Source organism: Caballeronia sp. SL1002 (assembly GCF_057814995.1).
In genome coordinates, this window is sequence record NZ_JBYMUW010000003.1 from 20,619 (window position 1) to 46,019 (window position 25,401).

Annotated in this window: 13 protein-coding genes and 1 pseudogene; 7 read left to right on the forward strand and 7 right to left on the reverse strand. The window is 60.6% G+C overall.

Annotation, left to right across the window (positions count from 1 at the left end):
• Nucleotides 1-483: 483 nt before the first annotated feature.
• The 3 genes and pseudogenes from AC3D25_RS17575 to AC3D25_RS17585 all read right to left on the reverse strand — a co-directional run.
• Nucleotides 484-732 (reverse strand): annotated as a pseudogene (locus AC3D25_RS17575) (MFS transporter); the annotation flags it as partial.
• A 297-nt stretch (nucleotides 733-1,029) separates the two neighbouring features.
• Nucleotides 1,030-2,481, reverse strand: a complete 1,452-nt coding sequence (locus AC3D25_RS17580) for an IS1182 family transposase (RefSeq protein ID WP_488889754.1) — start codon at nucleotides 2,479-2,481, stop codon at nucleotides 1,030-1,032.
• A gap of 309 nt (nucleotides 2,482-2,790) precedes the next feature.
• Complete coding sequence (locus AC3D25_RS17585; RefSeq protein ID WP_488889755.1) at nucleotides 2,791-3,948, reverse strand: uracil-DNA glycosylase; 1,158 nt, start codon at nucleotides 3,946-3,948, stop codon at nucleotides 2,791-2,793.
• A gap of 223 nt (nucleotides 3,949-4,171) precedes the next feature.
• Here AC3D25_RS17585 and AC3D25_RS17590 point away from each other — a divergent pair, with 223 nt between their 5' ends.
• Nucleotides 4,172-6,592, forward strand: coding sequence for a filamentous hemagglutinin N-terminal domain-containing protein (locus AC3D25_RS17590; protein ID WP_488889756.1), 2,421 nt, complete (start codon nucleotides 4,172-4,174; stop codon nucleotides 6,590-6,592).
• A gap of 81 nt (nucleotides 6,593-6,673) precedes the next feature.
• Nucleotides 6,674-9,055, forward strand: coding sequence for a two-partner secretion domain-containing protein (locus AC3D25_RS17595; protein ID WP_488889757.1), 2,382 nt, complete (start codon nucleotides 6,674-6,676; stop codon nucleotides 9,053-9,055).
• A 509-nt stretch (nucleotides 9,056-9,564) separates the two neighbouring features.
• Here AC3D25_RS17595 and AC3D25_RS17600 read toward each other — a convergent pair.
• The 3 genes from AC3D25_RS17600 to AC3D25_RS17610 form a co-directional block, all read right to left on the reverse strand.
• The gene (locus AC3D25_RS17600; RefSeq protein WP_488889758.1) at nucleotides 9,565-10,389 is read right to left on the reverse strand and encodes a hypothetical protein; all 825 of its coding nucleotides are present in this window, start codon (nucleotides 10,387-10,389) and stop codon (nucleotides 9,565-9,567) included.
• Nucleotides 10,390-10,841: 452 nt separating this feature from the next.
• Entirely contained in the window at nucleotides 10,842-11,957 is a 1,116-nt protein-coding gene (locus AC3D25_RS17605) for an FUSC family protein (protein WP_488889759.1), read from the reverse strand.
• Between the two features lie 73 nt (nucleotides 11,958-12,030).
• Nucleotides 12,031-13,212 carry a helix-turn-helix transcriptional regulator gene (locus AC3D25_RS17610; RefSeq protein WP_488889760.1) on the reverse strand — a complete coding sequence of 394 codons (1,182 nt, stop codon included), beginning with the start codon at nucleotides 13,210-13,212 and terminating at the stop codon, nucleotides 12,031-12,033.
• Between the two features lie 425 nt (nucleotides 13,213-13,637).
• On the opposite strand from AC3D25_RS17610, the gene AC3D25_RS17615 reads away from it, so the two are divergent.
• The 5 genes from AC3D25_RS17615 to AC3D25_RS17635 all read left to right on the forward strand — a co-directional run bounded on the left by AC3D25_RS17615 (nucleotide 13,638) and on the right by AC3D25_RS17635 (nucleotide 22,697).
• Entirely contained in the window at nucleotides 13,638-19,796 is a 6,159-nt protein-coding gene (locus AC3D25_RS17615; protein ID WP_488889761.1) for a hypothetical protein, read from the forward strand.
• A 77-nt stretch (nucleotides 19,797-19,873) separates the two neighbouring features.
• Entirely contained in the window at nucleotides 19,874-20,374 is a 501-nt protein-coding gene (locus AC3D25_RS17620) for a cupin domain-containing protein (protein WP_488889762.1), read from the forward strand.
• Entirely contained in the window at nucleotides 20,371-21,357 is a 987-nt protein-coding gene (locus AC3D25_RS17625; protein WP_488889763.1) for an alpha/beta hydrolase, read from the forward strand. Before AC3D25_RS17620 ends, AC3D25_RS17625 begins: the two co-directional genes overlap by 4 nt.
• A gap of 59 nt (nucleotides 21,358-21,416) precedes the next feature.
• A complete protein-coding gene (locus AC3D25_RS17630; RefSeq protein ID WP_488889764.1) occupies nucleotides 21,417-21,863 on the forward strand; it encodes a cupin domain-containing protein in 447 nt (148 codons plus the stop codon).
• A gap of 171 nt (nucleotides 21,864-22,034) precedes the next feature.
• Nucleotides 22,035-22,697 (forward strand): MarC family protein, encoded by a 663-nt coding sequence (locus AC3D25_RS17635; protein ID WP_488889765.1) that lies wholly within the window; start codon nucleotides 22,035-22,037, stop codon nucleotides 22,695-22,697.
• Nucleotides 22,698-22,765: 68 nt separating this feature from the next.
• On the opposite strand, the gene AC3D25_RS17640 is transcribed toward AC3D25_RS17635, so the two are convergent.
• Nucleotides 22,766-24,241 (reverse strand): glycoside hydrolase family 28 protein, encoded by a 1,476-nt coding sequence (locus tag AC3D25_RS17640; RefSeq protein WP_488889766.1) that lies wholly within the window; start codon nucleotides 24,239-24,241, stop codon nucleotides 22,766-22,768.
• Nucleotides 24,242-25,401: the final 1,160 nt, after the last annotated feature.

The following is a 25,401-nucleotide window of genomic DNA, read 5'->3' on the forward strand; positions in this document are numbered from 1 at the left end:
GATCGCCACGTTCCGGCAGCGTTGGCTGGTTTCTGAACGACCACGCCGCCGCGAGCGCTCCGTAGCGCCGCTAATGGCATCGGTGCTTCAAGCCGCCGGATATCGGGATTTTTGATGACGCAGCTCGTTGCTCGTCAGCGCTCACAGCCAAATCGGGTCGACATGCGTCCGACGCAATCGGGTATTGTGCGGGCAACGAAGACTCGTTCGTCGTGACTGCCATTTAGACATTTATGCAGCGCTTCTACGTGGATCGTACTGCGGCTTAACGCGTTGGCCTCCACCGATCCCTACCGACCTCGGTTTCGTCGGAGGTCGAGCCGTGAGATGGTACTCGCAATGCGCGTGCGACCGATGGTCGTCCATTGCGATGTCGCGCGGGTTTCCCCGGGGCTGCTACCGGTTGACGGCGGCCTGCCGCTGCTCTAACTTCACGCGGTGATCACCCGCCAAGCCCGTTTCCATGTTACCGGTATCATGCAGCATGAAGAGAGATACAACCCGCGCTCGATACACCGCAGGAAACCACAGCGTCAGATAAAAGATGAGCCTGCCTCGCACGCACCGAGCAAGAAACGAAGCGTGGAGAAAGTCATCAGATTGGAGACGCCGATGGCGCTCGAAATCCGCTGAATGAACGCGAACAGCAACGAGATAACGCCCCGAAGGCATAATCCGTGCGATCCACGGCCTCGCGCCGAATCGGTGAAGGGCGAGATTTGATGGTACTTCGGTGACTTTCTGTTGCCAAGCGCCCCGCGGATGTCCTGAATCTTTCCGAAAGCAGTCGTCGCCGACGACTTACGCCGAAGGTCGCTTTTGGGTCGGCTACGGTAGTCCACTGCGCAGCCGCATTTCCGCGATCGGCGTTGGCGCTGCGAAATTCGGCAACCGGCTGAGGCCGTGTAAAAACGCGTGAGCCGGCAGTCTGTCGAGCAACCGTTGCGACCGCTCTTTCTCGGCTTCCTGTTGTCTTTGTCTATGATTGAACTGATTGCGCCACGCCAGCGAGCACAGACAGGCGTGAGATTACGCGCCAGCGCGCTTCATCGCTCTCAGTGTCTTTGCAAATCCGAGGATCTTCATGACGCGTTTGAGGTTGTATGCCAGCACATGCAAGCTCATTTCAGTCGAGACGTTTCCAAGCCTGCGCATCTGGAAGTGGGTTGAGCCCATCCAGTGCTTCAGCGTGCCAAACACGTGTTCGACCGTTCGTCGCCGTATTGTCATCGCGTCAAGCTGATGATCCAGTCTGCGTTGCATTCTGTCGAGTACCGCTTCGTGTTCCCATCGGCGAATGCGTCGATACGGCGCTGGCGTGCACTGCTTTTTGAGCGGACAGTGTGGGCAGGCACTGCTCCAGTAGGTCCTCAGTTTCAGCAGATTGGCACTCTCCAACGAGCTGTAGCGGTATATTGCGCGTTCCCCTGCCGGGCACAGATACTGGTCGTCCCTGGCGATGTAGATGAAGTCGGCCCGGTCGAAGCGGCCGTCAGCCTTTGCACCCGAGGTTTGCGATTTGGGTACCAGTGCCGCAATGCCCGCGTCGTCGCATGCCTTGATCTCTGGTGCGCTGAAATATCCACGGTCTGCCAGTGCCTTGATCTTCTTCTTGCCCATCGCGTCGCGCGCTGCTTTGGCCATTGGGCTCAACTGCGTCCGGTCGTTGCCGATATTCGTGACTTCGTGGGTAACGATGAGATGGTGCCGGGCGTCGACGGCGACCTGAACGTTATAGCCAACCACGCCCGTACCCTTGGCTTGAGAGATCATCGAGCGTGAGTCCGGGTCGGTCAGCGAGATCTGCTTTTCCGGCAGATCGTTTAGAAGCTCCGCTGCGCGTTTCAGATCGCGCATCTGTTCACGCAGCGTCTCGATCTTCTCCCGTAACCGTTCAGTCTTCGCTTCTACCTCGGCTGGTTCAGTACGATCGGCGGTCTCCAGCGCGTCCAGATAACGCTGGATGCTGTGCTCGATCTGTTCCTGACGCCGTGCAATCTTGTTGGGCGTGAAGTTGTTGTCGCGGCTGTTGATCGCCTTGAACTTGCTGCCGTCGATAGCTACGACCGCTTGTGTGAACAGCCTCAGGTCCCGGCATATCATCACGAAGCGGCGGCACACGTTGCGAATGCCTTCACCATTGCTCCGCCTGAACTCGGCAATCGTCTTGAAGTCTGGCGCAAGCCGGCCGGTCAGCCACATCAGTTCGACATTGCGTTGACACTCCCGCTCCAGACGACGGCTCGACTGCACACGATTGAGATAACCGTAGATATATATCTTGAGAAGCACGGCGGGGTGGTACGAAGGTCGCCCCGTGCTCGCGGGCATGGTGCCTTCGAATCCCAGGGATGCCAGTTCGAGTTCTTCGACGAATGCGTCGACAATCCGCACAGGGTTGTCTTCAGCGATGAAGTCGTCGAGACATTCTGGCAATAGTGTGGTCTGACTGCGTTGCGCACCTTCGACAAATCGCCCCATCTGCGCCTCTCGATTCAGCAGGTTGATTCAGTCTAGGTGATCACACGCGTTTTTACACGGCCTCGGCCAACTTCGGCCCTTCACAAGCGCTGTGGATCGGACACTTCGATGTCCGTTGTGCCATTCGTTAGTGCCATTCGCGTGAGCATCTTTTCGAGGGTCACTTGGCCACCGGCCGGCATGTGAATGGGGTAATTCGCGTTCAGAATGCCGCCGGACCTACTTACCAAAGATCTGTTCGCAATATTCCGCGAAAGCCGTGTAGAGGTTGACGGCCATGGTCGCGAGCCGACGAACGTCTGCCCGGACTCACTTATAACTGGCCTGTCGGCTATTCTTGGTCGAAGCAAGGGCGGCTTCTGCCCACTGCTGCGATATCCGGTCCCACAAAGCTCGGTTTGATCCTTTGACAAGTGGCCCAGGGCGTGCGGATTTGCGGATGCAAAGTTTGAGGTGGTGAATGGCCGGCTCTGCTTTTTGGGCCTTGTTTCCCACGAGAACAACAGTATGGACCTGCGGTAGAAGCTTAAGCAGGTTGCGCAGTTCCTTGACACCCGCGTCGACCTCGCCCGGTGCAATCTTGCGTTGTCCATTCCAGCCAGGAATGATGTTCCAGAGTACGACACGTTTTCGTTCGATGCGAGCTTCACGCATGAAACAGAATGTCGCCTCCGCCGTCGGATCGTTGTTATCGCGGGAGATGAAGCCGGAGCCTTTCCGCATGTGCGTCGGCGACGTCATGGGACCCGGCTTCTCGAGAAGGAACAGCAGTTCTGCTTCGATGCCGCCGTCAAGCGGGTCGAAGTCTGGAAACTCCCAGTTCGGGTGCTGGTTGCGCAATCGGACAACATACTGAGTTAGCGGGGCGATGTGCGGGTCGTTAAGTCTCGCTTTCCGAGCCTCAATCGCAGTGGGATCGCGCAACGTTCGCGGGTCCTCCGGTATTGCCGTCCCAACCGGTTGATGAACTTTTTCGCCGGTCACTTCTGCGATCTGTCGGCGATGTGGTGCTTGCATAGCATCGACTGTCTCCCCACCATTCGGAGGCAACGTGGCGTCGGCATAAAAATAGGCTGCTTCGCGAACTTGATCGTAGTCGTTGACATACCAGTAGGGCTCTCGGCTCACGTGCGGGTGGTTGTAGCCTTGGCGTTTTCCGCCTGTCAAGCGCTCCATAAAGGCTTCCATTCTGGCGACGAGAGAGTTGCCTGAAAGCGCAATCATGTAGCGGCCGCTCGCGGGCTTGATATAAAGCCTCTCTCCTTTGGGGCCTGTAAGGCTTATGTTTTTAACAGAGATCTTTTGCTGGTATGGCTCTATGAGTGGAGCGCCTAATGCAGCGTTTAATTCTTCTGCGAGTGCCCACACCTCTTCTTTAACCCTAGCTGTGTCCAACTCCAACCTCCAAATGGTGATCGCCGCGATGGCGACAACATTGGTACATGATATCAAGGGCGTTGTGTTCACACCCAGTCAGACGGGGCTCGATGAATGGCTGTTCCACCTCGGAACTTGTCATTGACTTTGCAATGGTGCGAGCGGCGGAAAGCCGGCTACGGAAGTTCGCCGCTAAACTCGGCTGTTGACGATCGACAAAAGCTCGGCGCACTATGCGCTCCTGTGCTTACAGTTTCCAAGATATCGAGCGATAGGCCGATGTCTGCTGCGCTGTTCCGCCGAGGGGTGAATAATGTCCGCAATTGAAGCGATTGACTGGGCAGTGTCGCATGTTAGTAACTGCCGTTGCACTGTCGTGTCAACGACATTCGGCGGGTTTCGAAAGGGTGGCTACGTTCGTGGTGCGTACCTAAAACGAACTGTCTTTGCGTTGGGACCAATCGCCGCAGTCGTAGTCGGCACCTCGGGGGCAATGGCAGCAGGGCCTCTTCCCCAAGGCGGTCACTTCTCCTTCGGTCAAGGCTCCATCAATACGCAACCCACTTTAATTGGCGTCACGCAAACGTCGGCGCGCGGCGTGATCGACTGGAGTAGCTTTTCCATCGGCAGCGGTAACAGTGTGGCGATTAACAATGGAACCGGCGCGACGCTCGGCCGTGTGTCTGGCTCCGGCGTTTCCTTGATCGACGGAAAACTCAGCGCGACCGGAAGTCTCTATCTAATTAATCCACAAGGGATTGTTATCGGATCCGGTGGCGTTGTGTCGACAGGCGGCCGTTTTGTTGCCTCCGCGCTGGCCGTTGATCCCGGACCGTTCATGGCGGGCGGGGATCTCACGCTCAAGGGAACCGGATCGGGTGTCATTCTGAATCTTGGAAAAATCAGTTCGAATGGCGGTGACGTTTTTCTAATCTCGCGCACCCGTGTCGAGAATCAAGGCAGCATCAACGCCCCAAAGGGCTCAGCGGAGCTTGCGGCAGGAAGTCAGGTGTTGCTCCACGATAGCGCGGGCGGCCAGCAGGTCTTTGTGCAGACCGGCAGCCACGGCAACATCTACAACACCGGCGCGATCAAGGCCGCACAGATCAGCGTTCAAGCGGCAGACGGAAACGTCTTCGCACTCGCCGGGCGCAACAGCGTATTGCACGCGACAGGCGCGGGCGCACGCGACGGCCACATCTGGCTCGTCGCAGATGGTGGCACTGTTCACGCGCACGGCAATATCGTCGCGACCAACGCTGACGGCAGCGGAGGCATATTCGACATGCACGGCGCGGCGTTTCATTTCGACAACGTCGCCATTGACGCAGCACAATGGAAACTCACGACCCGGGCCTATACCGCGGGACCGCTCGCGGTCGCGGTGCTAGCGAGAATCTTATCGGGCGGGACATCGGTGACAGTCAATACGACCGGAGCGAGTGGCGATATCAATGTCCTGTCCAATCTACGATGGACGGGCGGTGCGTCAGTGACGCTGAATGCTCGACGCATCGTGACCGTCGGTTCAGGCGCGACCATCGCAAACACGGGTACAGGCGACCTCACACTGCGAGCCGACTCGACCGGCACGGACAACCACAGAAGCGTCATCAATCGCGGCACTATTGACTGGTCACGCGGGACAGGTGTCGTTGCGGCGCTGTATGACTTCAATGGCGGTTTTACAGCGGGTACGGTCAAGCGCAATAGCGCGTGGGTCGCCGCACCGTTTAGCGGGTTGCTGTCGCAGGTGACGGCCTATCAACTGGTCAACTCACGCGCAGATCTCAAGAATATGTCGAACAACCTCGCCGGCATCTACGCTCTAGGTAAGGATTTGGATTTCTCCAGTTCGACGGATCCGTTCAGCGGTATTGGCGGTGCAGCGAATGGCATATTTACGGGGCAGTTCGACGGGATGGGCCATGCGATTCGAAGTCTGATTGTGCGAGCGGCAGATGAGAACACACAGGAAAGGGTCGGGCTGTTCGGTGAAATTGGCATGACGGGCGTGGTGCGCAACCTCGGAGTAGACGCAGACGTTAATGGCTCGGTGATTGGCTCCTCCGGCATAGTGGCGGGATTGAATCGTGGCCTTATCACGAACGTTCGCGTGTCCGGCTCGTCATCGGATACCTATGTAGTAGGTTATGAGGGCGGTGTCGTCTCTCAGAACGACGGCATTATTGAACGCACTTCAAGTAGCGCTGGTGTGGGCAGCCAAGACGAGTCGGGAGGCATCGCCGGTCTTAACACTGGATCGATCATCCAGTCTCTCTATACGGGTAATTTCGGCGGTGGATCACGCTCGTCCGGCGGCGGAATTGCTGATACGAATACCGGTACGATCACGCAATCCTATTCAACCGGTAGAACTGGCAGCGCGGCCATTGCCGGCGGCATCGTTTCTTCTAATAGCGGGACGATCAGCGAATCCTTTGCAACCACACTTTTGAATGTGAGTTCCTTGGGAGAGGTTAAAGGGGGCATCGCGGTCAGCAATGGCGGAACGATTTCCAACAATGTGTTTTGGGACGTCGAGGCTACAACGGCGAGTGAAGGAACATACGCTGGCGGCGGCCCATACCCTCTCGCGAACGGTCTAACTACTGCCCAGATGAGCAAGGCCTCAAGCTTCGGACCTACGTGGGATTTCGGACCCAATGGCGTTTGGGTAATGCCCGCAGGCGAAACTCATCCAATTCTGCGTTGGCAACTCGGGGCGCAATAAGACATTGAAACGCAAGTGAATTGCGGTCTCGGGAAAAGGCGTCCGAGTCGATTCTAATAACGTGTTCCGCCGAGGTGAGCAATGTTAGGGATTGAAACGTCGATTAGAGCAGCCGAAAAGACAAATCGGGACCATATCAGTTGCCTGAATCCGCGCGACGATGGAATCGGTCTTAAACATTACGCTTTCGTGCTGATCCAGATTGCTGCCACCAATGTCCTCGTTTCGAGCGCACTAGCCGCGGGGCCGCTCCCGCAAGGCGGACACTTTTCGTCGGGGCAGGGTTCGATAAGCTCGCAGTCAACGTCAGTTGGAATAAAGCAGACCTCAGCCCGGGGTGTAATCGACTGGCAGCGCTTCTCGATTGGAAATGGGAACACCGTCACGATTGACAACGGAAGCGGAGCAACTCTCAATCGCGTGACCGGAAGCGCGCAATCGATAATCGACGGAAAACTCAGCGCAACGGGCAGTCTCTACCTAATCAATCCGCAAGGTATCGTGCTCGGCACGACCGGTGTCGTATTGACGGGCGGGCGCTTTATTGCTTCCACGCTGCCAGTCGACCCCAGCGCGTTCATGACCGGCGGCGACTTAGTACTGAGCGGCACCGGCAACGGCGCTGTTCTCAACCTCGGCAAGATCAGTTCGAGCGGCGGCGATGTCTTTTTGATCTCTCGCATCCGTGTCGAGAATCGCGGCGATATCAATGCGCCGAAAGGCTCAGCAGAACTCGCTGCAGGAAGTGAGGTTTTGCTTCACGATAGCGAGACTGGCCAGCAGCTGTCCGTACAGACCGGCAGCCACGGCAACATCTACAACACCGGCGCGATCAAAGCCGCACAGATCAGCGTGCAAGCGGCGGATGGGAACGTCTTTGCTCTTGCTGGACGCAATAGCGTATTGCACGCGACAGGCACGACCGCACGCAACGGGCACATCTGGCTCGTCGCTGATGGTGGCACGGTTCACGCGCACGGCGACATCGTTGCGGCTAACGTGGACGGAAGCGGCGGCATATTCGACATGCATGGCGCGGCGTTTCACTTCGACAACGTCACCGTTGACGCTGCGCAATGGAACCTCGCGACGCCTGCCTATACCGCGGGGCCGCTCGCGGTCGCGGTGCTGGCGAGAATCTTGTCGGCTGGGACATCGGTGACGGTCGACACGACTGGAGCGAGTGGGGACATCAACGTCTTGTCTAATTTGCGGTGGACGGGCGGTGCGTCACTGACGCTGAATGCGCAACGCACGGTCTTCGTTGGTTCAGGCGCGACCATCGCAAACGTCGGGGCAGGCGATCTCACGCTGCGAGGCGACTCGACCGGCGCGGACATCCATGGCAGCGTCATCAATCGCGGTACTGTTGACTGGTCGCACGGGACCGGTGTGGTTGCAGCGCTATACGACTCGAATGGCACCTACAAGGCAGGTACGGTGAAGCGCAATGCTGCGTGGGTTGCAGCGCCGTTTAGCGGTCTGCTGTCGCAAGTCACAGCTTATCAACTCGTCAATTCACGCGCTGATCTCGAGAACCTATCGAACAATTTATTGGGCACCTACGCATTGGGGAAAGACATAGACCTGTCAGGTTCGGGTGATTTCGGCGGGATTGGTGGTGCAACAAATGCCGCTTTCTCAGGACAGTTCGACGGCATGGGCCGCGTGATACGTGGCATGACCGTCTACGACACTTACGACTCACAGACCTACGTTGCGCTTTTTAACTCGATCGGAACGAATGGTGTGGTGCGCAACCTCGGCGTAGAAGACGCGGATCTCTCTGTGGTGGGCAATCCTGAGGTAGCCATCCTCGCTGGCGAAAACAGGGGGCTCATCAGTAACTCGTACACCTCGGGCTCCGCAGGAAAGTCCTCTGTCGGGCGGGTGGGTGGGCTCGTCGTCCGAAATGATGGGGTCATCGAGCGCTCGTCGAGTAGCGCAGGGGTCGACGCCGACGACTATTCCGGTGGCCTCGTTGCACAAAACAACGGGTCGATCGTCCAATCCTTCGCAACCGGATTCGCAGGTGGCGGCGCTCGCTCGGCGCCTGCGGGTCTCGTAGGAGATAACAACGGGACGATTACTCAGTCTTATGCGACCGGCAGTGTTGTTGGCATTTTTGTGGGGGGCATAGCATCCCGGAACGACGGCACCATCAGCGAATCCTTTGCTGCGACGCGCCTTAGTGGGTTGCAGCTTCCAGAATTCTTAGGGGGAGTTGCCAACAGCAACAGTGGGACGATTGCGAACAATGTGTACTGGGATGTGCAGAAGGCTACGACGGCTAACGGTACTTTCAGCGGCACGCCGGTGCCGGCGGCAAACGGATTAACGACCGCGCAAATGAGCGCTGCGTCCAGTTTTGGTTCGACTTGGGACTTCAGCCCGTCGGGCGTCTGGGCGATGCCCACAGGTGGGACGCACCCGATTCTGCGATGGCAAGTTGGGGCGCAGTGAGGGTGCGGTCGAGTGGGCTCCGGGCGCCCCAGGCATTGCGGATTGAGTGCACAGAAAAAAGCGCAGCGAGTTGACGTTCCATCTCAACTTGTCGAACGGGTCGCGTAAGGAAGCTCACCGCGCGAGCGCAGCGCTCGACCAGCGTTTGAACTGTGGGCTTCGGCAAGCGGCCATGAGCGGTCATTCGACACGGAACCACGAATCGCGGACAATCGACGATACGCCCGCCACCACCTCGCATGGATTATGAAGCAGCGTGTTCGAATAAGGCTTGTTCAGAGGCAACAAGCCCAGTGTAATACGGCCGGCAAGCCTGCACGCGGAGCGAAGGGATATTCGGAAGGTGACTATCGGTCGCGTCAAAACGCTATCTACCGACAACACAAAGAGTTGTTCAAGCGATTAGAAGACGCGTGAGCACGAGGAGGCCACACTGGGCCGCGTTCTGTCGTCAACACAGCGGCTGACACGTCGCACGGCCGCGCGAAAGAATGTTGAGACAAGGTAGTTTATGGCGAAGCTTTCTGCGGTAGGCGCTCCTCAAACGCATTCGAAGCGGCGTCAACAATCTTCCGGTAGCACTCTTTCACGTCTTTATCCCGCGCACCGGGGTGGAATGTCCTAAAACACTCGATTCCATTCGACCGGAAGTGCCAAAGAGCCCTTGGCTCGACCTTCACAGTCTGACGCTCCGGGAGCACAGCTTTCAAGGCGCGATCGTACGTGTGGCCGCTACCGAAGATGATTAGATCTGGCTTAAGCAATTCGATTTCGAACTTGACGGTTGCTACCGAAAAATTAAACAAATGAGGGGAATGCCCGATTGAGGTCCTTGAGTAGCCGCGTTTCGGGCGGTGCCAGTCCATCTTCATTAGGTTGTTCCAGCAAACAGCTGATCGATCGCCTCCAGCGAACGCATCGGCAAACCGCTTCCACTGACGCAATAACTCACTAGAGCCGGTGCCGCGGGCGTGTTGATTCTCATAGCGAGCCTTAGCGATGTCGATCCTGTCTGGACGCTCGTAGAAGGCTCCCAGCTTGCCACACCAACCGTTAGTTTCCTTCCCAATGAACATGACTCGGACGGGCGCATCGAGGTAAGCCTGAGATACGCTCAGGAGAAACGGCGCCGATAACTCGTGAAAATGTTGAGTCAAGCCGGACTTGGCCGCCGCAAGCGCCCCGAAATAATAAGTATCCAAGATCGCTTGAACATCGTCTTTGGGCATGGTTCCACCGGATGGTATGCCTTGGCGGCGGCCTAGCTCTTCGCCTTTAGCTTTAGATTCGCCGGCAATTGTGGCATAAGTGGAGCAGATGTCGGCGGAATGCACGGGCGACCCCATGGCTTTCCGCGACGGGCTCTTCTGGGCCGGGCGGTGCGTTCGTCGTCAGCCCGGATCCGGCCAGTTTCTGCCGCTCGCCTTTGAACAAATGCGTCATTCGAACGGCCGGTCCACCTCCACAACCTGCCGGACACCCCTGTTATCAGCGCCAAGTGGACGATCGCGCGTCGATCGTGCCGGTGGCGGCGGTCCTTCGGTCGGCCGGCGAATCAATGGACGTGACGGTGAAACCCTTGCCATCGCGACGATGTCCGTCTTCAGAAATCCACTCTGAAGTGCCGCGATTCGACGGTGTAAATCGTCTGTTTCGAGCGCTGCAATTCGTAAGCCGACCTGAAAAAAGCGGCCCCAATCGAAAACATGTTTGGCGGTTCGTACGCGTCCTTCGCAGCCGCCCTGATCGAATAAGGTCATAAAGAGACCACAGTCTTCGAAAGGTCTCACGTCCCGGACCCATGCGTGCGAATAGGAAAAACGACCATCGCGGCAACTATGCCAAGCGCGCCCCCGAGCAGCGTCTCCCAGGCGCGTGCAGCAAGGAGCGCATATGAATGCACACCGCTTGCCGCGAGCGTCACGATCAACGTGAAAGCGAACGCCGCGCAGGCAACGTCGTAACGCTCCGGCAACGCCATCGAATAGATGACCATGGCGATTGCGGCCGCGGCCCAGATCAGCAGCGGTGCGTGTTCGGCGATCGGCAAACAGGCGAGCCCGAGCGGAACGCCAATCAGCGTGCCGATTATCCGGCGACGCACCCGGTCTACCGTGCCGGTCGCCGAACCAGCGACGACGTAGGTGCACGCAGTGATCGCCCAGGCGGATTCCTCAAGCCCTACCAGACCGTTCAGAACGACGATGACCAGCGCGCCGATCGCCGCCTGCACTCCCATGCATATCTCGGGCGAGTATTTGCCCGGAACGACTTGTGGCCCGGCCGCGAGCACGGCCGGCGTGACAGGCCGCTCGGCGGGTCCGCTGAGCATCCGCGGCACGACCGACGCCAGTGTCGCGATCAGTGTGGCGATCGCGATCGCCACCACGTCGTCCGGAGTCAAACGAGCGCCGTAGGCGAGCAACTCGCCGATATAAATCTGCGATCCGATGCCGGCACCCAGCACGCCGAATCGTTTGAGATAGCCGACTAGAAACGCGCCCGTCACCAAAACCATTTCCGGGCCTGCCCGACCGGTCGAGCGCAGCGGCTCGGACAGAACCACGAACAGAAGCGCACCTAAGCCCGCAGAAAAGCTCAGTAACGTGAGATCGCGGGCTGACTCGGCTCGTGTCGATTTTCCCTCGGACACGCTTGCCCACAGCGCGAAGCTTCCAGCAAGGTAGCTGAGCGGGATGCTACCCGGGACGTGATGAGCGATATCCTGCAACGCTCCCATTGCGGCCGCGCTGCCGTACGCCGTGACGAGCCGAAGCCCTTTGATGCGGCGGTGCGTACCCGGATCGATTCGGTCTAGCCAGCGGCCGAATGCCGCGAGCGAACGCGAGACCGGTCGTGATCCATCGCCTTGATCCGGGGAGCGCTGCGGGCTGTCGTTCATTGGCGGCTGTCCATGACCTCGTCGGGGAAATTTTGGTCGGCTATGAAATGCGCGTTGCGCGCCGTGAACAGGCTTACGACGCCGCAGGCAGCATGGCCGAGCTGATCGCAATGATTCGCTCAAGATCGCGCAGGCTTGCAGCATTCGTTTTGCGGAGGATGGTCTTTACCTGCGTGCGGACCGTGTCGAGGGAGACTTGTCGGTGTCGAGCAACGTCTTCGGCGGTCGCGCCGCCGCTAAAGCGCAAAGCGACTTCCGCTTCTGCTTTGGTCAGGCCGTAGAGTTCGCTCATCAGGCTCGGCGGCGGTAACCACGCGCGGTTCAATTGGCGAACCACCAGCATCGCCGCGCCAGGTGTTACGCCGAAGCGGTCGGTCGGACGGGAACACAAATGATTCACGGCAGGCGAGACGAGCACAGCCAACTGCGCGTTTTGCGCGGGTTCGTCGCGCGTGGTCCGCAATCTGAATGCACCGCCCGAGCCGCCAGCGGTGGCGTCGGCGACGAGTCTGACCAGCGTCGATTGATCCTCCGGATGGCGCGCTAGCACACGGATGTCACCGACGCCGGGGTATGGCCCCGAGCCGAGCATCGCGAGGCCGCATCGGCTGCCTTCCATCAATCTGCTCGCTGCGGCGTTCGCGTGCAGGATTCGCATCGCGCCGTCCACTAGCACGACCGCAATCGCGAGTGCGTCCAGCGCGCCGGAACCGAGGTGCGTCCGGTCGGCAACCGCGAGCCGCTTTTCCAACTGAAGCGCACGCTGCAAATGGGGCAACAGTGTCAGTAACCGGCGCTTGTCGGCGTCATCGAAGGGGCCGCTGCTCGCATCGCGCGAAAAGCCTATGGGCGCGAACGACTCCGCGCCCGGCAAGCCTCCGAGCAGGTAACGAAATCCGGCCGGCCGTGCGTAATCGGCGAAGTACTCGGATTTGTTCAGGGTGCTGTACGGCACGATTTCTTCGTCCAGGACCACATTGAGCCGGGGCAATCGCGCATCGCGAAAGTGTTGTTCGGCCGACTGGCGATACGGATCGATCCGGTGATAGTACGCGGCGTACGAGACGGCGAACTCGTCGTCCCCGCCGCCCAGGACCTGTCGGAGCCTGCCTGGGGCCTCCGGCAGCACCAGACCGACCCGCTGCGCGCCAAAAAGCGTGCATAAGCGTGGGGCAACATCGTCCCATGCCGCCCCATCGCCGGTCGCTGCGGCATAGATCAGATTGATGACATCAGACAGAGCCGACTCGGGCACAGAAGCCTCCGACTCCCGAAATGACGCAGTTTCATACCCAGTTAAGGGGATGGAATGGCAGTCGAAATTTTACACAATTCTCCCAGGCCGAATTGGCAGGAATGCTCGGCACGCACATTGACGGATCGCGTCGACCGGCCCTCCACGCCGCGATATCGACCGTGAAGTGGACAACTGACCTCGTTTGCCGGTTCACCTACGTCAGCAACAAAGTCCAGACGAATGTCGATGTGGGGTCAAATTCGACGCAACTCTTTCAATCCATCATATCCGAGGATCATTCCATGTCGGTCCGTCATTCGTGTCGTCTCAGCAATAGAAGCACTCCCTTATCCGCTCGCGCTGCAACCGCGCGTCGACCCGCACATACAGCGCGCACCGCGCTCGATGGCACGCCGCGCTTCGCGCGCCGTCGTCTCGTCCAATTGATCCACTTGGCCCTCGGCGCATCGGCGGGCGGCTTGATGCTTGGCGCGCACGCACAGACAAGCGGCAATCCGTGCGCGGGGCTTTCGGCAAATGTCTGCACCATCGGCGCCGCGGGATCTCCGGGCACACCCGGACCGAAGAGCGGTTTCGATAATAGCGGCAATCCGGGCACGGGCGCAGGCTCGGCAACTGCGCTATTGGCCACCTTCAGCGAGTTGTCGCCGACGGTATTTTGGAGCGTCGGAAGCGGAGGTAACGAGCCTTCCGCGATTGGCATGCTGAGTATCGGCGGTACGGGCGGGACCGGCAGCGATGCGAGCGGCGGCAGCAGCACGGTCGTGCCCTCACTCAATCTGAACGGCGGCGACGGCGGCACGGCGGGCGCTGGCGGCAGCGTGGGGCTCACTATTACATCAGGCGCGCAGGTGCAGGCGATGATGACCGGCCCGGCCAATCTCGGCGCCGCAGGACAGGCGCCCGCGATATCCGTCGTTTCGCAGGGCGGCGCGGGCGGCGGCGGGGGCGTGCCGAGCACGGGCGGCACACAAGGTACATCGCAGATCGGCGGCAGCGCGGGCGACGTGACGGTCGAGGACATGGCTAATCCGAACCAGGTCGTCCCGTTGACAGGTGCCACGGCCGCGGTCATGGGCTTTGGCTCCGGCATTTATGCGGCGTCCGTCGGCGGCAATGGCGGCACCGGCAATCCGCACGTGACCAGCTTCAGCAAGTTCGGCGTCGATGGCGCGGATTCGGACGCGCCGGGCGGGAACGTCACGGTCACGACGGGCACGTCGATCGTCGGATTTGCAAATGGGCGCGTCGGGGGGACCTATCCGAGCGATCAGGGCGCGGGCATCTGGGCGGTCAGCGCGGGCGGCGACGGTGGCGCGGGCGGCTCGACCGGAACGGCTCAGGCGGGCGGCCAGGGCGGCACGGGCGGCGCGGGCGCGCCAGGCGGAAATGTCGTCGTGACAGTTCAGTCGGGCAGCGTCGCGACGCAGGCCGGAACCGGCACGAACCCGATGACGCCCGCGGTCTGGGCGCAGTCGCTTGGCGGAATCGGCGGCGCTGGCGGTGCGGGGGGCGGCGTGGACAATGGCGGGATCGCTGGGCAGAGCGGCAACGCGGGTTCGGTTACGGTGACCAACGATGGCGCCTTATCGACGGCAGGCGCATCGCATTCGCCTGGCATTCTCGCGCAGTCCCTCGGCGGCGCGGGCGCGAACGGCGGCAAGGGCGGCGGCTTCGGCGCGTCTGGTGGAGAAGGCGCGTTCGGCGGCAACGGGGGCAACGTGCTCGTTGGAGGCAGCGGCAGCATCACCACCAGCACCACCGATTCACCCGGCGTGCTCGCCCAGAGCATCGGCGGGGGCGGAGGCAACGGCGGCGATTCCAACGGCTGGATGGCGGTCGGCGGCGCGGGCGCTTACGCCGGTTCAGGTGCAAGCGTGACGATCAATTCGAGCCAGACCATCACGACGAGCGGGCGGTCGTCGGCGGGGATTCAAGCGCAGAGCATCGGCGGAGGCGGTGGCAACGGCGGCGATGCGAAGAGCGGCCAAGGCGCGGAACTCAATCTGGTGATTGGCGGCAGCGGAGCCGCGGGCGGCAACGGATGGACCGTGCAGGCCTACAACAGCGGGAACATTGTCACGAGCGGACAGCATGCGTCGGGCATGGAACTGCAGTCGATCGGCGGCGGCGGCGGCAAGGGCGGCGCGGCCTTCAGCAACGACACCAACGGCGTATTCGGCGCGCAGGAATCGGTTGGCGGTGACGGCGCCGCAGGCGGCTCGGCGGCGTGGGTCGGCTTTGTCGACGGATCGACCCAGACCAACACGGGCACGATTCGCACGAGCGGATCAGACAGTTTCGGGATCGTGGCGCAGAGTATCGGGGGCGGGGGCGGGTTGGGCGCGGCATCGGTTGCGACATCCAAGACCTATGCGCCCGACGACACGCCGTCGCTCTCGCTAACAGCCGCGATCGGCGGCTCGGGCGGCTCGGGCGGCGACGGCAGTACCGCGCAGATTACGAACGCGGGCCTCATCGCGACGAGCGGCGCGGCGGGCATCGGCATGATCGCTCAAAGCATCGGCGGGGGCGGCGGTGCGGGCGGGGACTCGTCGGCCACGTCGAGCACGACCGGCAGCGAACTCAACATCGATTCATCGGTGGCGATCGGCGGCAAGGGTAAATCGGGCGGCGACGCCAACGCGGTCAACGCCGCCAACGCAGGCCTGATCGTCACGACGGGTGAATCGGCGGACGGCATCCTGGCCCAGTCGATCGGCGGTGGCGGCGGCAACGGCGGCAGCGGCGATGCACAGGCGAAGGCGAGCGGCGACGGCACGAACATCTCGGCGAGCATTCCAATCGGCGGCAATAGCGGTAAAGGCGGCAACGCGCTGGGCCTCGTGCAGGCGAGCAACAGCGGCGCGCTTCTCACACTCGGTGACGGCGCGTCGGGCATCATCGCGCAGGCCGTGGGCGGCGGCGGCGGACGCGCGGGCGGCGCGGCGGGCACGAGCAAGGGCGATTTCAGCGCGACCGTGAGCATCGGCGGCTCGGGCGGCGCCGGCGGCTCGGCGACCGTCGTGGATGCGTCGAACAATCCAACGACGTCGGTGCAGGCGAGCAACAGCGGCTCGATCGTCACGTTCGGGGCGGACGCCTCGGCGATTGTCGCGCAGAGCATCGGCGGCGGGGGCGGCATGGGCGGGAAAGCCGCGACGAGCCTCGGCAGCAAGAAGTCCACCGGCGACGGCGGCAACGGCAGCAGCGCCACCAATCCGACGCTCGACGCGCTCGCCAACGCCTTTAAGGACGGCGGCATCGGCAGCCAATACACGAGCGTCGCCGCGTTGAGCGCGCTCGCCGGTCAACTTCTCGATACGTCTGCCGCCACCGTGACCTCAGGCCGTCTCGGTTCGAGCCCGGAAGACGACGCCAGCGATCTCGGCAATCTCGGCGAAGACCAGGGCGACGCGGGCGACGACACCAACTCCACGTCGATCAAGACCAACATCGCGATCGGCGGCTCGGGTGGCACGGCGGGCAACGGTGGCATCGTGCAGGTCGGCAACACCGGCAGCATCGGCACGATCGGCGTTATGTCCGACGGCATTCTTGCGCAATCGATCGGCGGAGGCGGCGGCAAGGGCGGCGCGGCGACAAGCTCGGGCTCGCTCAACGTCGATCAGGACAGCGTCAGCGCACCGGTTGCGGTGGGCGGCTCGGGCGGCGCGGCGGGCAGCGGATCGAACGTGACGGTCACCAACGACACGAACGCCAGCATCATCACGATCGGCTCGATGGCGAACGGCATCGTGGCGCAGAGCATCGGCGGTGGCGGCGGGATGGGCGGCGTCGCGGGCGGGCGCAACGGCGCGCTGCAAGGGCTCAATGTCAGCAACAAGGGCATCAACATCGGCGGCGACCAAATCGGCAAGAGCGCGGATGCCGCGACAGTCCTGGGCGGCACGGTCACCGTCAACAATAACGCGGGCGCGAGCATTCTCACAGAAAGCCACGACGCGAGCGGGATCATCGCGCAAAGCATCGCCGGTGGCGGCGGCATCGTGAAGGCGGCCTCGACCGACGCCGAGGACAACGCGGGCGGCGGCGCCAATGCGGACCCGATCAAGAACAATGGCACGTTCGAGCTGAACGTCGTCTTCGGCGGTACTGGCGATGATGGCAGCAATGGCTCCGGCGGCGCGGCCAACGTCAACAACAGCGGCACGATCACGACAAAAGGGCGCAACTCATACGGCGTGCTCGCGCAAAGCGTGGGCGGGGGCGGCGGGATCGTGCTCGGCGGCGAAATTTCGGGCGGCCCGGGCGGTTTCATGAACACCGCTGCGATGCGCGGCAATGGCGGCGACGTGAGCGTGAACACGAACAGCGGCAGCAGCATCGACACCGGCGGGCAGGGCGCGGTCGGCATTTTCGCGCAAAGTGTGGGCGGCGGTGGCGGGATCGCGGGCGACACGGGCTTGTCGCAAGAGCATCTGAGTTATTACGCCGCCAACAACCATCCGGGCAGCGGCAACGGCGGTACGGTCGCGGTGACAGTCGGCGCCGGATCAAGCGTGCAGACGAGCGGCGCCAACGCACCGGCGATCATCGCGCAGAGCGTGGGCGGCGGAGGCGGCTACTTCACGGCGGGCGCGAGCGAATACGCGCAAGGCTTGTATGCGGGATCGTTTGGAGGCTCGGGCAATGGCGGGTCCGTCAACGTGAACGTGAGCGGCACGGTCAGCGCAACGGGCGCGGCGTCGCCCGGAATTTACGCGCAAAGCTCGCAGTCGGGCGGCGCGGCCCTGAATGGATCGCAGATTGTCGTCAACGTCAATCAGGGCGCGACGGTGTCCGGCGGGCAGGATTTCTACCACGGCGGCGACGGCACGGCGGCGGCTATTCAGGTCTTCGAAGGCCTGCTGAGCATCGATGGCACGACGCCGCTCAACGCGGTCAACAACAACGGCCTCATCACCTCGACGGCCGGTGTCAACGGCTCGGCGGTCTTCAGTTACAACGGCGAGACGCTTGTGCATAACGGCGCAACCGGCGTGATCGATGGCACCATCAATCTCGAGAACGACGGCGGCGAAGGACTGGTGGTGAACGATCCGGGCGGCACGCTGAATACGGGTTCGACGGTCGCGGCGGCGCTCACGCGCAACAACGGGACACTCGATGTCGGCGGCAGGAGCGCGCCCGGCGCGGTCACGCTTGTGACGGGTGATCTGCAGCAGGGCGCGACGGGCAACATCGTGATCGACGGCGATCATGTCGCGGGCACGAGCGATCGGCTCGTCGTGGCGGGAAACGCGACGCTCGCTGGCCAGCTTGTGATGCGCCCGGCGCGTCTTACGAACAGCACGCTCGACGTGATCGACGTGAAAGGCGCGCTCGATGCCTCGCAATTGCAGATGAGCAATCCCTACCTCGTCAAATACACGCTGGCGACCGGCAAGACGCCTGACGCGCCGCCCGGGAGCCAGTCGCTCTACGTCACGCCGCATGCGAGTTTCGTTGCGAACGCGGAGGGTTTGAGCGCGAACGCGCAAGCGGTCGCGACCCACCTGCAGGCCAATTTCGACGCAGGCGCGAACGCCGATGCGCTCGGGACAGCCTTCGCGCAGTTAGCGAACGGCGTTGCGAACCACGCGTCGTACAACGCAGCACTCAACCGGCTGGGCAACGAAACGCAACAAGCCGTAGGAACCGCGAGCCTTGCCGCGAGCCACGCGTTCGTCGAGCGTATGTACAGCTGCCCGTCGTTCGACGGCCCGGCCGACGCGATGATGCACGAGCGCGACTGCGTGTGGGGACGCGTCATCGATAACCACACGAGCGCGGACAGCGCAGGCACGATCGGCTATTCGGCGGATACGTATGCGATGCAGTTTGGCGGCCAGCACGCGATTGGCGATGGCTGGTTCGTCGGCGGCAGCGTCGGCTACGACACGTCGAACCTCGATGGCTCGGACGGCGTCGGCGACGTGAACGGACACGGCCCGCAAGTCGGCGTCGTGCTCAAGAAGGAGATCGGCAACTGGACGATTTCCGGAGGCGCGGATGCAGGCTACGGCTGGTACGACTCCACGCGAAACGTCTCGTTGCCCGGTTATGCCGCACAGGCGAAGGGCGACTTCAACAGCTATGAGGCCGGCTTGCACTCGCGCGTTGCATACACGATCCCGATGAACGACTGGTACATGAAGCCTTATCTGGACTTGCACGTCGTCCACTTCCATTCGGGCGGATTCACGGAGCAGGGCGCGGGTGCGCTCGACCTAGCGGTCGAGGGGTCGAGTGCCACGACGCTGTCCGCATCGCCGATGTTCGAGGTCGGCGGCCGCTGGACGTTCGCGAACGGCATGGTCTTGCGGCCGGACGTTGCGGCCGGCGCGATCTTCCACAACCGGAATCACTGGGATTCGAGCGCGCAGTTCGTCGGCAGCGCGCCGGGCGTGGCGCCGTTCACGGCGGAGTCGTCGGCGCCGTCGGCACTGGCGAAGGTCAAGCTGGACATGAACCTCAGCGTCTCCAAAAGCACGGAGATCAAGCTGGAGTATGGCGGCCAGTTTGGCAGCGGCTACAGCTCGAACGAAGGCATCTTACGCGTGAATCACCTGTTCTGATTCCGCTTCGTGAAGCGCGCATCGGCGGCGATCGGCTTGCCCGGTGCATTTTTCGCAACCTTTTTTGAAACACCACCATGAATATGAATTTCAAATTGACCGAGAGCGCTAGCTCGGCGCTTGCAAACGATCGGTGCGTCGCCATTCCCGAGATCGGCCTGGAGCTAAGTGTCCGCACGCCGCAAGATTTCGCGGGCAGCGGCCTCGAACTGATCGAGACGACAAACGCGCCGGGCTTCGGGCCGCCGCTGCACAAGCATCGCGAGGCCGAGATCTTTTACATCTTGCAGGGGCGCTATCTTTTCGAGGTCGATGGCAAGCGCTTCGAAGCGACGGCGGGCGACACCGTCGTGGCGAATGGCAACGTGCCGCATCGCTTCGTGAATATCGACAGCGATCCATCGAAGCAACTGGTGATGATCCTTCCTGGCTTCGACGCCCTTGCGTTCTTCTCTGAACTGGGTGCGGCAATGAAGGGCGGAAGGCTCGACGATGAGGCGAAGCAGGCGTTCAGCGCGCGCTGGGGCGTCGATTTTTTAGGCCCGCCTCTGGTTACTCCGTCAAGCGGAACGGCATGAACGCCGCGCCGCTACAGGTGCGCGATATCGGGAGCTTTCATATCGGCGGCCACCTGGTTTCGGTAACCGGCTTGGCGCCGAGATTGCGTGTCAGCACGACCCACGGCGCGGTTCATCCCATCGATCCCAATGGAGAGATGATCGCCGGGCAGATGTATGTGCAGTACGTCAAGCTCGCGGCGCCTCGCAGTCCGCATCCTCCTTTACTGTGGCACGGCGGAGGCATGAGCGGCGTCAACTGGGAAACGACACCCGACGGCCGCGCCGGATGGCAGATGTTTTTTCTTCGCGCGGGCTTCGACGTGTTCGTGTCCGACGCGGTCGAGCGAGGCCGGGCGTCGTGGGCTCCGTATCCCGACGTCTACGCGGACGCGCCGTATTTCCGCACGGGACGCGAAGCGTGGGAGGAAACATTCCGCTTCGGTCCGGCCGGTTCCTGGCATGCCGATCCTGCGCGACGTCGCCTTCATGAAGGACTTCGTTTTCCCGTCGAGCGGATGGAAGTTTTCATGAACCAGTTCGTTCCGCGCTGGGGCGGCAACGATGCGCTCACTCAGCACGCATACGACGCACTCGTTGGCAGCCTCGAAAGCAGCATCGTGCTGACTCACAGTCAAGGCGGCAATTTTGGGCTCAACGCCGCGCTGCACGCGCCGAATCGCATCAAGGCCGTAATCTCGCTCGAGCCGTCCGGCGCGCCGAATCCGGATAGTTGCGATCCAGCAATCTTAAGCGGTGTTCCACATCTTTTCGTTTGGGGCGACTACCTGGATAAGCATCCTTTCTGGGTCGAATCAGTGCCCAAGGTGCGACGTTGGTATCAGGCACTCGTCGCCGCCGGCGTGGATGCCCAATGGATCGATTTGCCTTCACGCGGGATTGCTGGAAACAGTCACGCTCTGATGGCTGATGCTAATAGCGATGTCATTGGCGAAATTGTGCGCGCCTGGATGTGCGAAAAAAATTTAGTCGCGTCGAGTTGACCCTGCGGTTCGACACCTACACACCGTCCATCGGATAAACAACCTCAAGACATAACGTCATGCAATTGAATTTCAACACCATCGACATACCCACGATCGGCGTCAACGTTCAGGTGCGCATCGCCCCGACAGCGACCGGAAACAGAGCGACACTCATCGAAACTTCCGATGCGCCCGGATACGGGCCGCCAATGCACCGGCACGAACGGGAAACCGAAATCTTCCATGTGCTGACCGGGCAATACCTGTTCGAGGTGAATGGGCAACGCACTATTGCAAGCGAGGGAGAAACCGTGGTGGGGCCTGCGGGCAGCACGCACTGTTTCACCAACATCGATAGAAAGACGTCGCGCATGCTGGTGCTGATCACGCCGGGACTCGATGCGGTCGCTTTCTTCATGGAACTTCGTAGCATGATGGCGAATCGTGAGCCTGGACCCGATGCTTTGCGAGATTTTGGCGCGAAGTGGGGGGTCGAGTTTCTTGGACCCCCGTTGAAGGCGTAAAGGGCTTGTCTGCGCGGACGATTTTGACCTATAAAGCTCGGAACGGCCGATCCGGCCGCCAGAGTTCGGGAGTCTTCCTGAAGCCTTGCAATGCCGCGAGACCCGGCCGCCGGCGCGTCACGCGCCGCTGGTTCAACCATTGACGCACTTGCTCTCCACGGGATGCGAACCATGCTCCACGAGTTGACCCGAACCGTCCTGGTGATCATCGCGGCGCTATTTCCGATCATCAATCCGCCAGCGGCGGCGTTCACGACGCTGAGCCTCGTGCCTCACGCCTCGGCCGAGGATCGCGCGGAAATGGCTCGCCGGGTTGCGATCAACAGTTTCGTGATCCTGCTGGCGTCGTTGTCGGTTGGCGCTTACCTTTTGTCTTTTCTCGGCATTTCCATCCCGGTGTTACGCGTGGCCGGCGGCGTGATTATCGCGATGGCGGGCTGGAATCTGCTTCAGTCACCCGTCGACGACAGCACCGACGCGAAGCCGGACGCCATCGCTTCGCGGCACGAATCGCTACGCGCGAAGTCGTTCTACCCGCTGACCTTGCCGGTCACCGTCGGGCCTGGCGCGATTTCAGTGGCGATTGCGCTTGGTACCGGATCGCCGCGCGAAGGCCTGCAGCCCGTCCACTTTATCGGTGTCGGTCTCGCGCTTGGCCTGATTTGCATCTGCATTTACCTGTGCCTGCGATTCGCCGGCCACATTCAGAAGCTGCTCGGACCGTCGGGCACGCAGGTCGCCATGCGGCTGTTCGCTTTCGCCATCTTTTGCATCGGGATGCAGATCTTATGGCTCGGCTTGTCGGAACTGATCGGTTCTCTGCATCCGCATTGAATGCGTTGATCAGGTTCATGGCGGTTGAAAAGGCGCGCCCGATATTGCACGAACTCAAGTTATTAGGTTCAAGTCGCTTCGATCTGGATCATGGGACGTTTGTCGGTGCCGGTGACTTTCCAATCGCAATTCGAAATGGTGAGGTTGGTGATATGGCGCCCCCACAATCCGTAGGCCGGACGCGGATTCGCACCCGGATCGGGATATCCGGTACCGATTTCACCAATGGAGTCGGCGGTCGGCGTTTCTCCCGTGTACGCATTGACGCCGAGGTTGATATTGCTGAGCACGACGTCAGTAATAGGTTTGTCTACCATGCCTGAGAACCAGGAACCATTAGGTCCGTTGTTTTCCCCGGAGATATGGTCGAACACAATGTGATGAATGGATCCTACAGGAGGCACCGCCTGACCTGGCATCAGGCGGAATCGATCACCTAAACCCAGAAACAGCGGACTGGTGGAATTGTTAATCGTACACTTCGAGACGAGGATGTTTGAGACAGTGCCGCCATCGGTACTTTCCCAAGAGACGCCGCCTTTTACGCGGAGCGGATTGGTGTTAATTCCCAACTCTGTGTAAAGCATGGTGCGATCCGTCGTCGGGCCGCCGAGGATGCAGTTATAAATGAGGAAATTATTGAACGACCCCTGAGTGTCTGTTCCAATTTTGAGTGCGTTTGTACTGCTATAGGACTGGCAGTTCTTCACAAGGACGTTTTGCATCAACCTTCCAGCGGAGCCCTTGAAGCATATTCCGTCGTCTTCGCTATTGAATACACAATCTCGCACGACGACCGACTGACAACCATCAATATCGATCCCGTCGTTATTGATGTTCGCGATATTGGAAACCGTGATTTTTTCAACCAGAAGATTGCTGCAGGCAAAGTAGAGGTGCATCCATGCTGGCGAGTTTAGCAACGTAACGCCAGTGACATGGATTTTGTCGCATTCGATTATCCGCATGACGAACGGGCGAAATGTCGTGCCAAACTCGTTGTTTTTGCGTGGATAGTCCTCACCTTGGCCATCTATTATGCCGCCGCCCGTGATCGCGATATTAGTAGCCCTTTCGGCGTAAATCAATGAATAAAATTGCTGATAATAGGTGTCCATTTCGGTTTGAGTAATGGGCACCAGTCTGGGGTAATCGCTTTGATTGGTGCTTCCCAATAGGCGTGCGCCGTCGTCAATAGAAAGCCGAACGTTATCTTTCAGAATAATCGTCCCAGAAAGATAATCGCCATGCGACAGGCTCACCGTCCCGCCGCCTTTACCGCTGACAGTGTCGATTGCAGCCTGTATGCATTTCGCGGTCTGGCTCGGTGTACTGGAGAGCGTATAACCGAACTGCTCGGGCGTAGCGTTAAGGCTTGGGCCAGTCCACGGCAACACCGTGCATTCGAGCGTATTTGCCATTGCCAGTAGATTGCTTTTCAGCGTGGGCACCCAATCCGGAACCGTTGTGCTGTAGTTGATTGGCGATGCGGGTGTCGTTTGTCCGAACACCTGTCCCGCACGCAAGACCGGAAGGAGCGCCAAGGCTAGACTGCTTTTAAGAACCGACCTTCGTGTGCGTATATCGGTTTCAGTGCGAGCAACGATCCTGCTAGCCGATGATTTGCGACTCATCTGTGTCTCCAATGAACATGTTAGTAGGCCTTCTTGCAGCGCTTGCATTCGAGTGGCTAGGCCAAGTCGATATCGTCTTGGCTAGCAGGGCACATACCGGCGGACGGCGTCGTCGCAACCGAAGGACTGGTGCTGTCGCCCCCACATCCCGACAGAAAGATCACCAATGCCAAAAGCCCGAAGCGAAAAAAACGTGTTCCCATGGCTAGTCTCCGATGTGTAGTCGCATGCCAACCGTGGTCTTACGAAGCGGTCTTTCAACGGTCGATTGGCGGGAAGGACGTGGTTGGAGTCCGTGTAAGCGGTCCTCGAACATCCTCGTCTTTGCTGAAACGCTCATGATCCTAATAATCCCGATTCCTAATGCACGAATAGGAATCCGAAGCAAGGAATTCGGGGAGGGTTTGCTGGCGCATTTGTGACTGATGCCTCCTTGCTCGAAACGTCTTGGATAATCCCAGGCACGGAGCACTTGTGATTCGGCCGCCGACGAGCGACCAAGCCCTCGTCCCGTTCTATTTACAAGCCGTATTCGCCGCCGTCGCGCGTGTCCGCGCCGAAGCGAGCCATGGTCATGGGCAAGCCGACCGTGCGCCGACGCATCAACATTTCTCAACTTTGCTGCAAACCCGCAGATGAGTACTGTTGATCACATCGTACGTCCGATGACCGAACCGATGCAACCTCTGAAAAGACAGAGTAAATGCTAAAAGTGTCGGCGGCAAAAGGCGATGTCGCGCCTTCTGCTCGATTAATTGGTCTCCGGCGCGCCGATTCAAAGCCAAGTTTTTAATTGTTAGCGGACGTCCGACAACACGCGCGCCTCCCTTGGGCTGGTCCGTTTCATTGGGCCGAGCACTTCGCGACAAACGGCCGGGGTAAGGCCTCTTCATTGGTGGCTTTCTCGCCAAGCAGACCGGTATTGAGTAGCGGCGAGGAAGCCCGGAAGCGAGCGCCTTTGATCGAAGCTCGGGATAGGAACTCGATAAACGGCGGCGCTCAGCGTGAACTTGCGCTCGCCCGTTTCGATGTCCGCTCGCCTGCTGAGCGATTGATTTAAGCGCATCGCA

Coding starts and splice junctions, on each gene's coding strand:
- AC3D25_RS17580 (WP_488889754.1), bottom strand. CDS start 2,481: ATGGGGCGATTTGTCGAAGGTGCGCAACGCAGTCAGACCACACTATTG.
- AC3D25_RS17590 (WP_488889756.1), top strand. CDS start 4,172: ATGTCCGCAATTGAAGCGATTGACTGGGCAGTGTCGCATGTTAGTAAC.
- AC3D25_RS17595 (WP_488889757.1), top strand. CDS start 6,674: ATGTTAGGGATTGAAACGTCGATTAGAGCAGCCGAAAAGACAAATCGG.
- AC3D25_RS17605 (WP_488889759.1), bottom strand. CDS start 11,957: ATGAACGACAGCCCGCAGCGCTCCCCGGATCAAGGCGATGGATCACGA.
- AC3D25_RS17620 (WP_488889762.1), top strand. CDS start 19,874: ATGAATATGAATTTCAAATTGACCGAGAGCGCTAGCTCGGCGCTTGCA.
- AC3D25_RS17625 (WP_488889763.1), top strand. CDS start 20,371: ATGAACGCCGCGCCGCTACAGGTGCGCGATATCGGGAGCTTTCATATC.
- AC3D25_RS17630 (WP_488889764.1), top strand. CDS start 21,417: ATGCAATTGAATTTCAACACCATCGACATACCCACGATCGGCGTCAAC.
- AC3D25_RS17635 (WP_488889765.1), top strand. CDS start 22,035: ATGCTCCACGAGTTGACCCGAACCGTCCTGGTGATCATCGCGGCGCTA.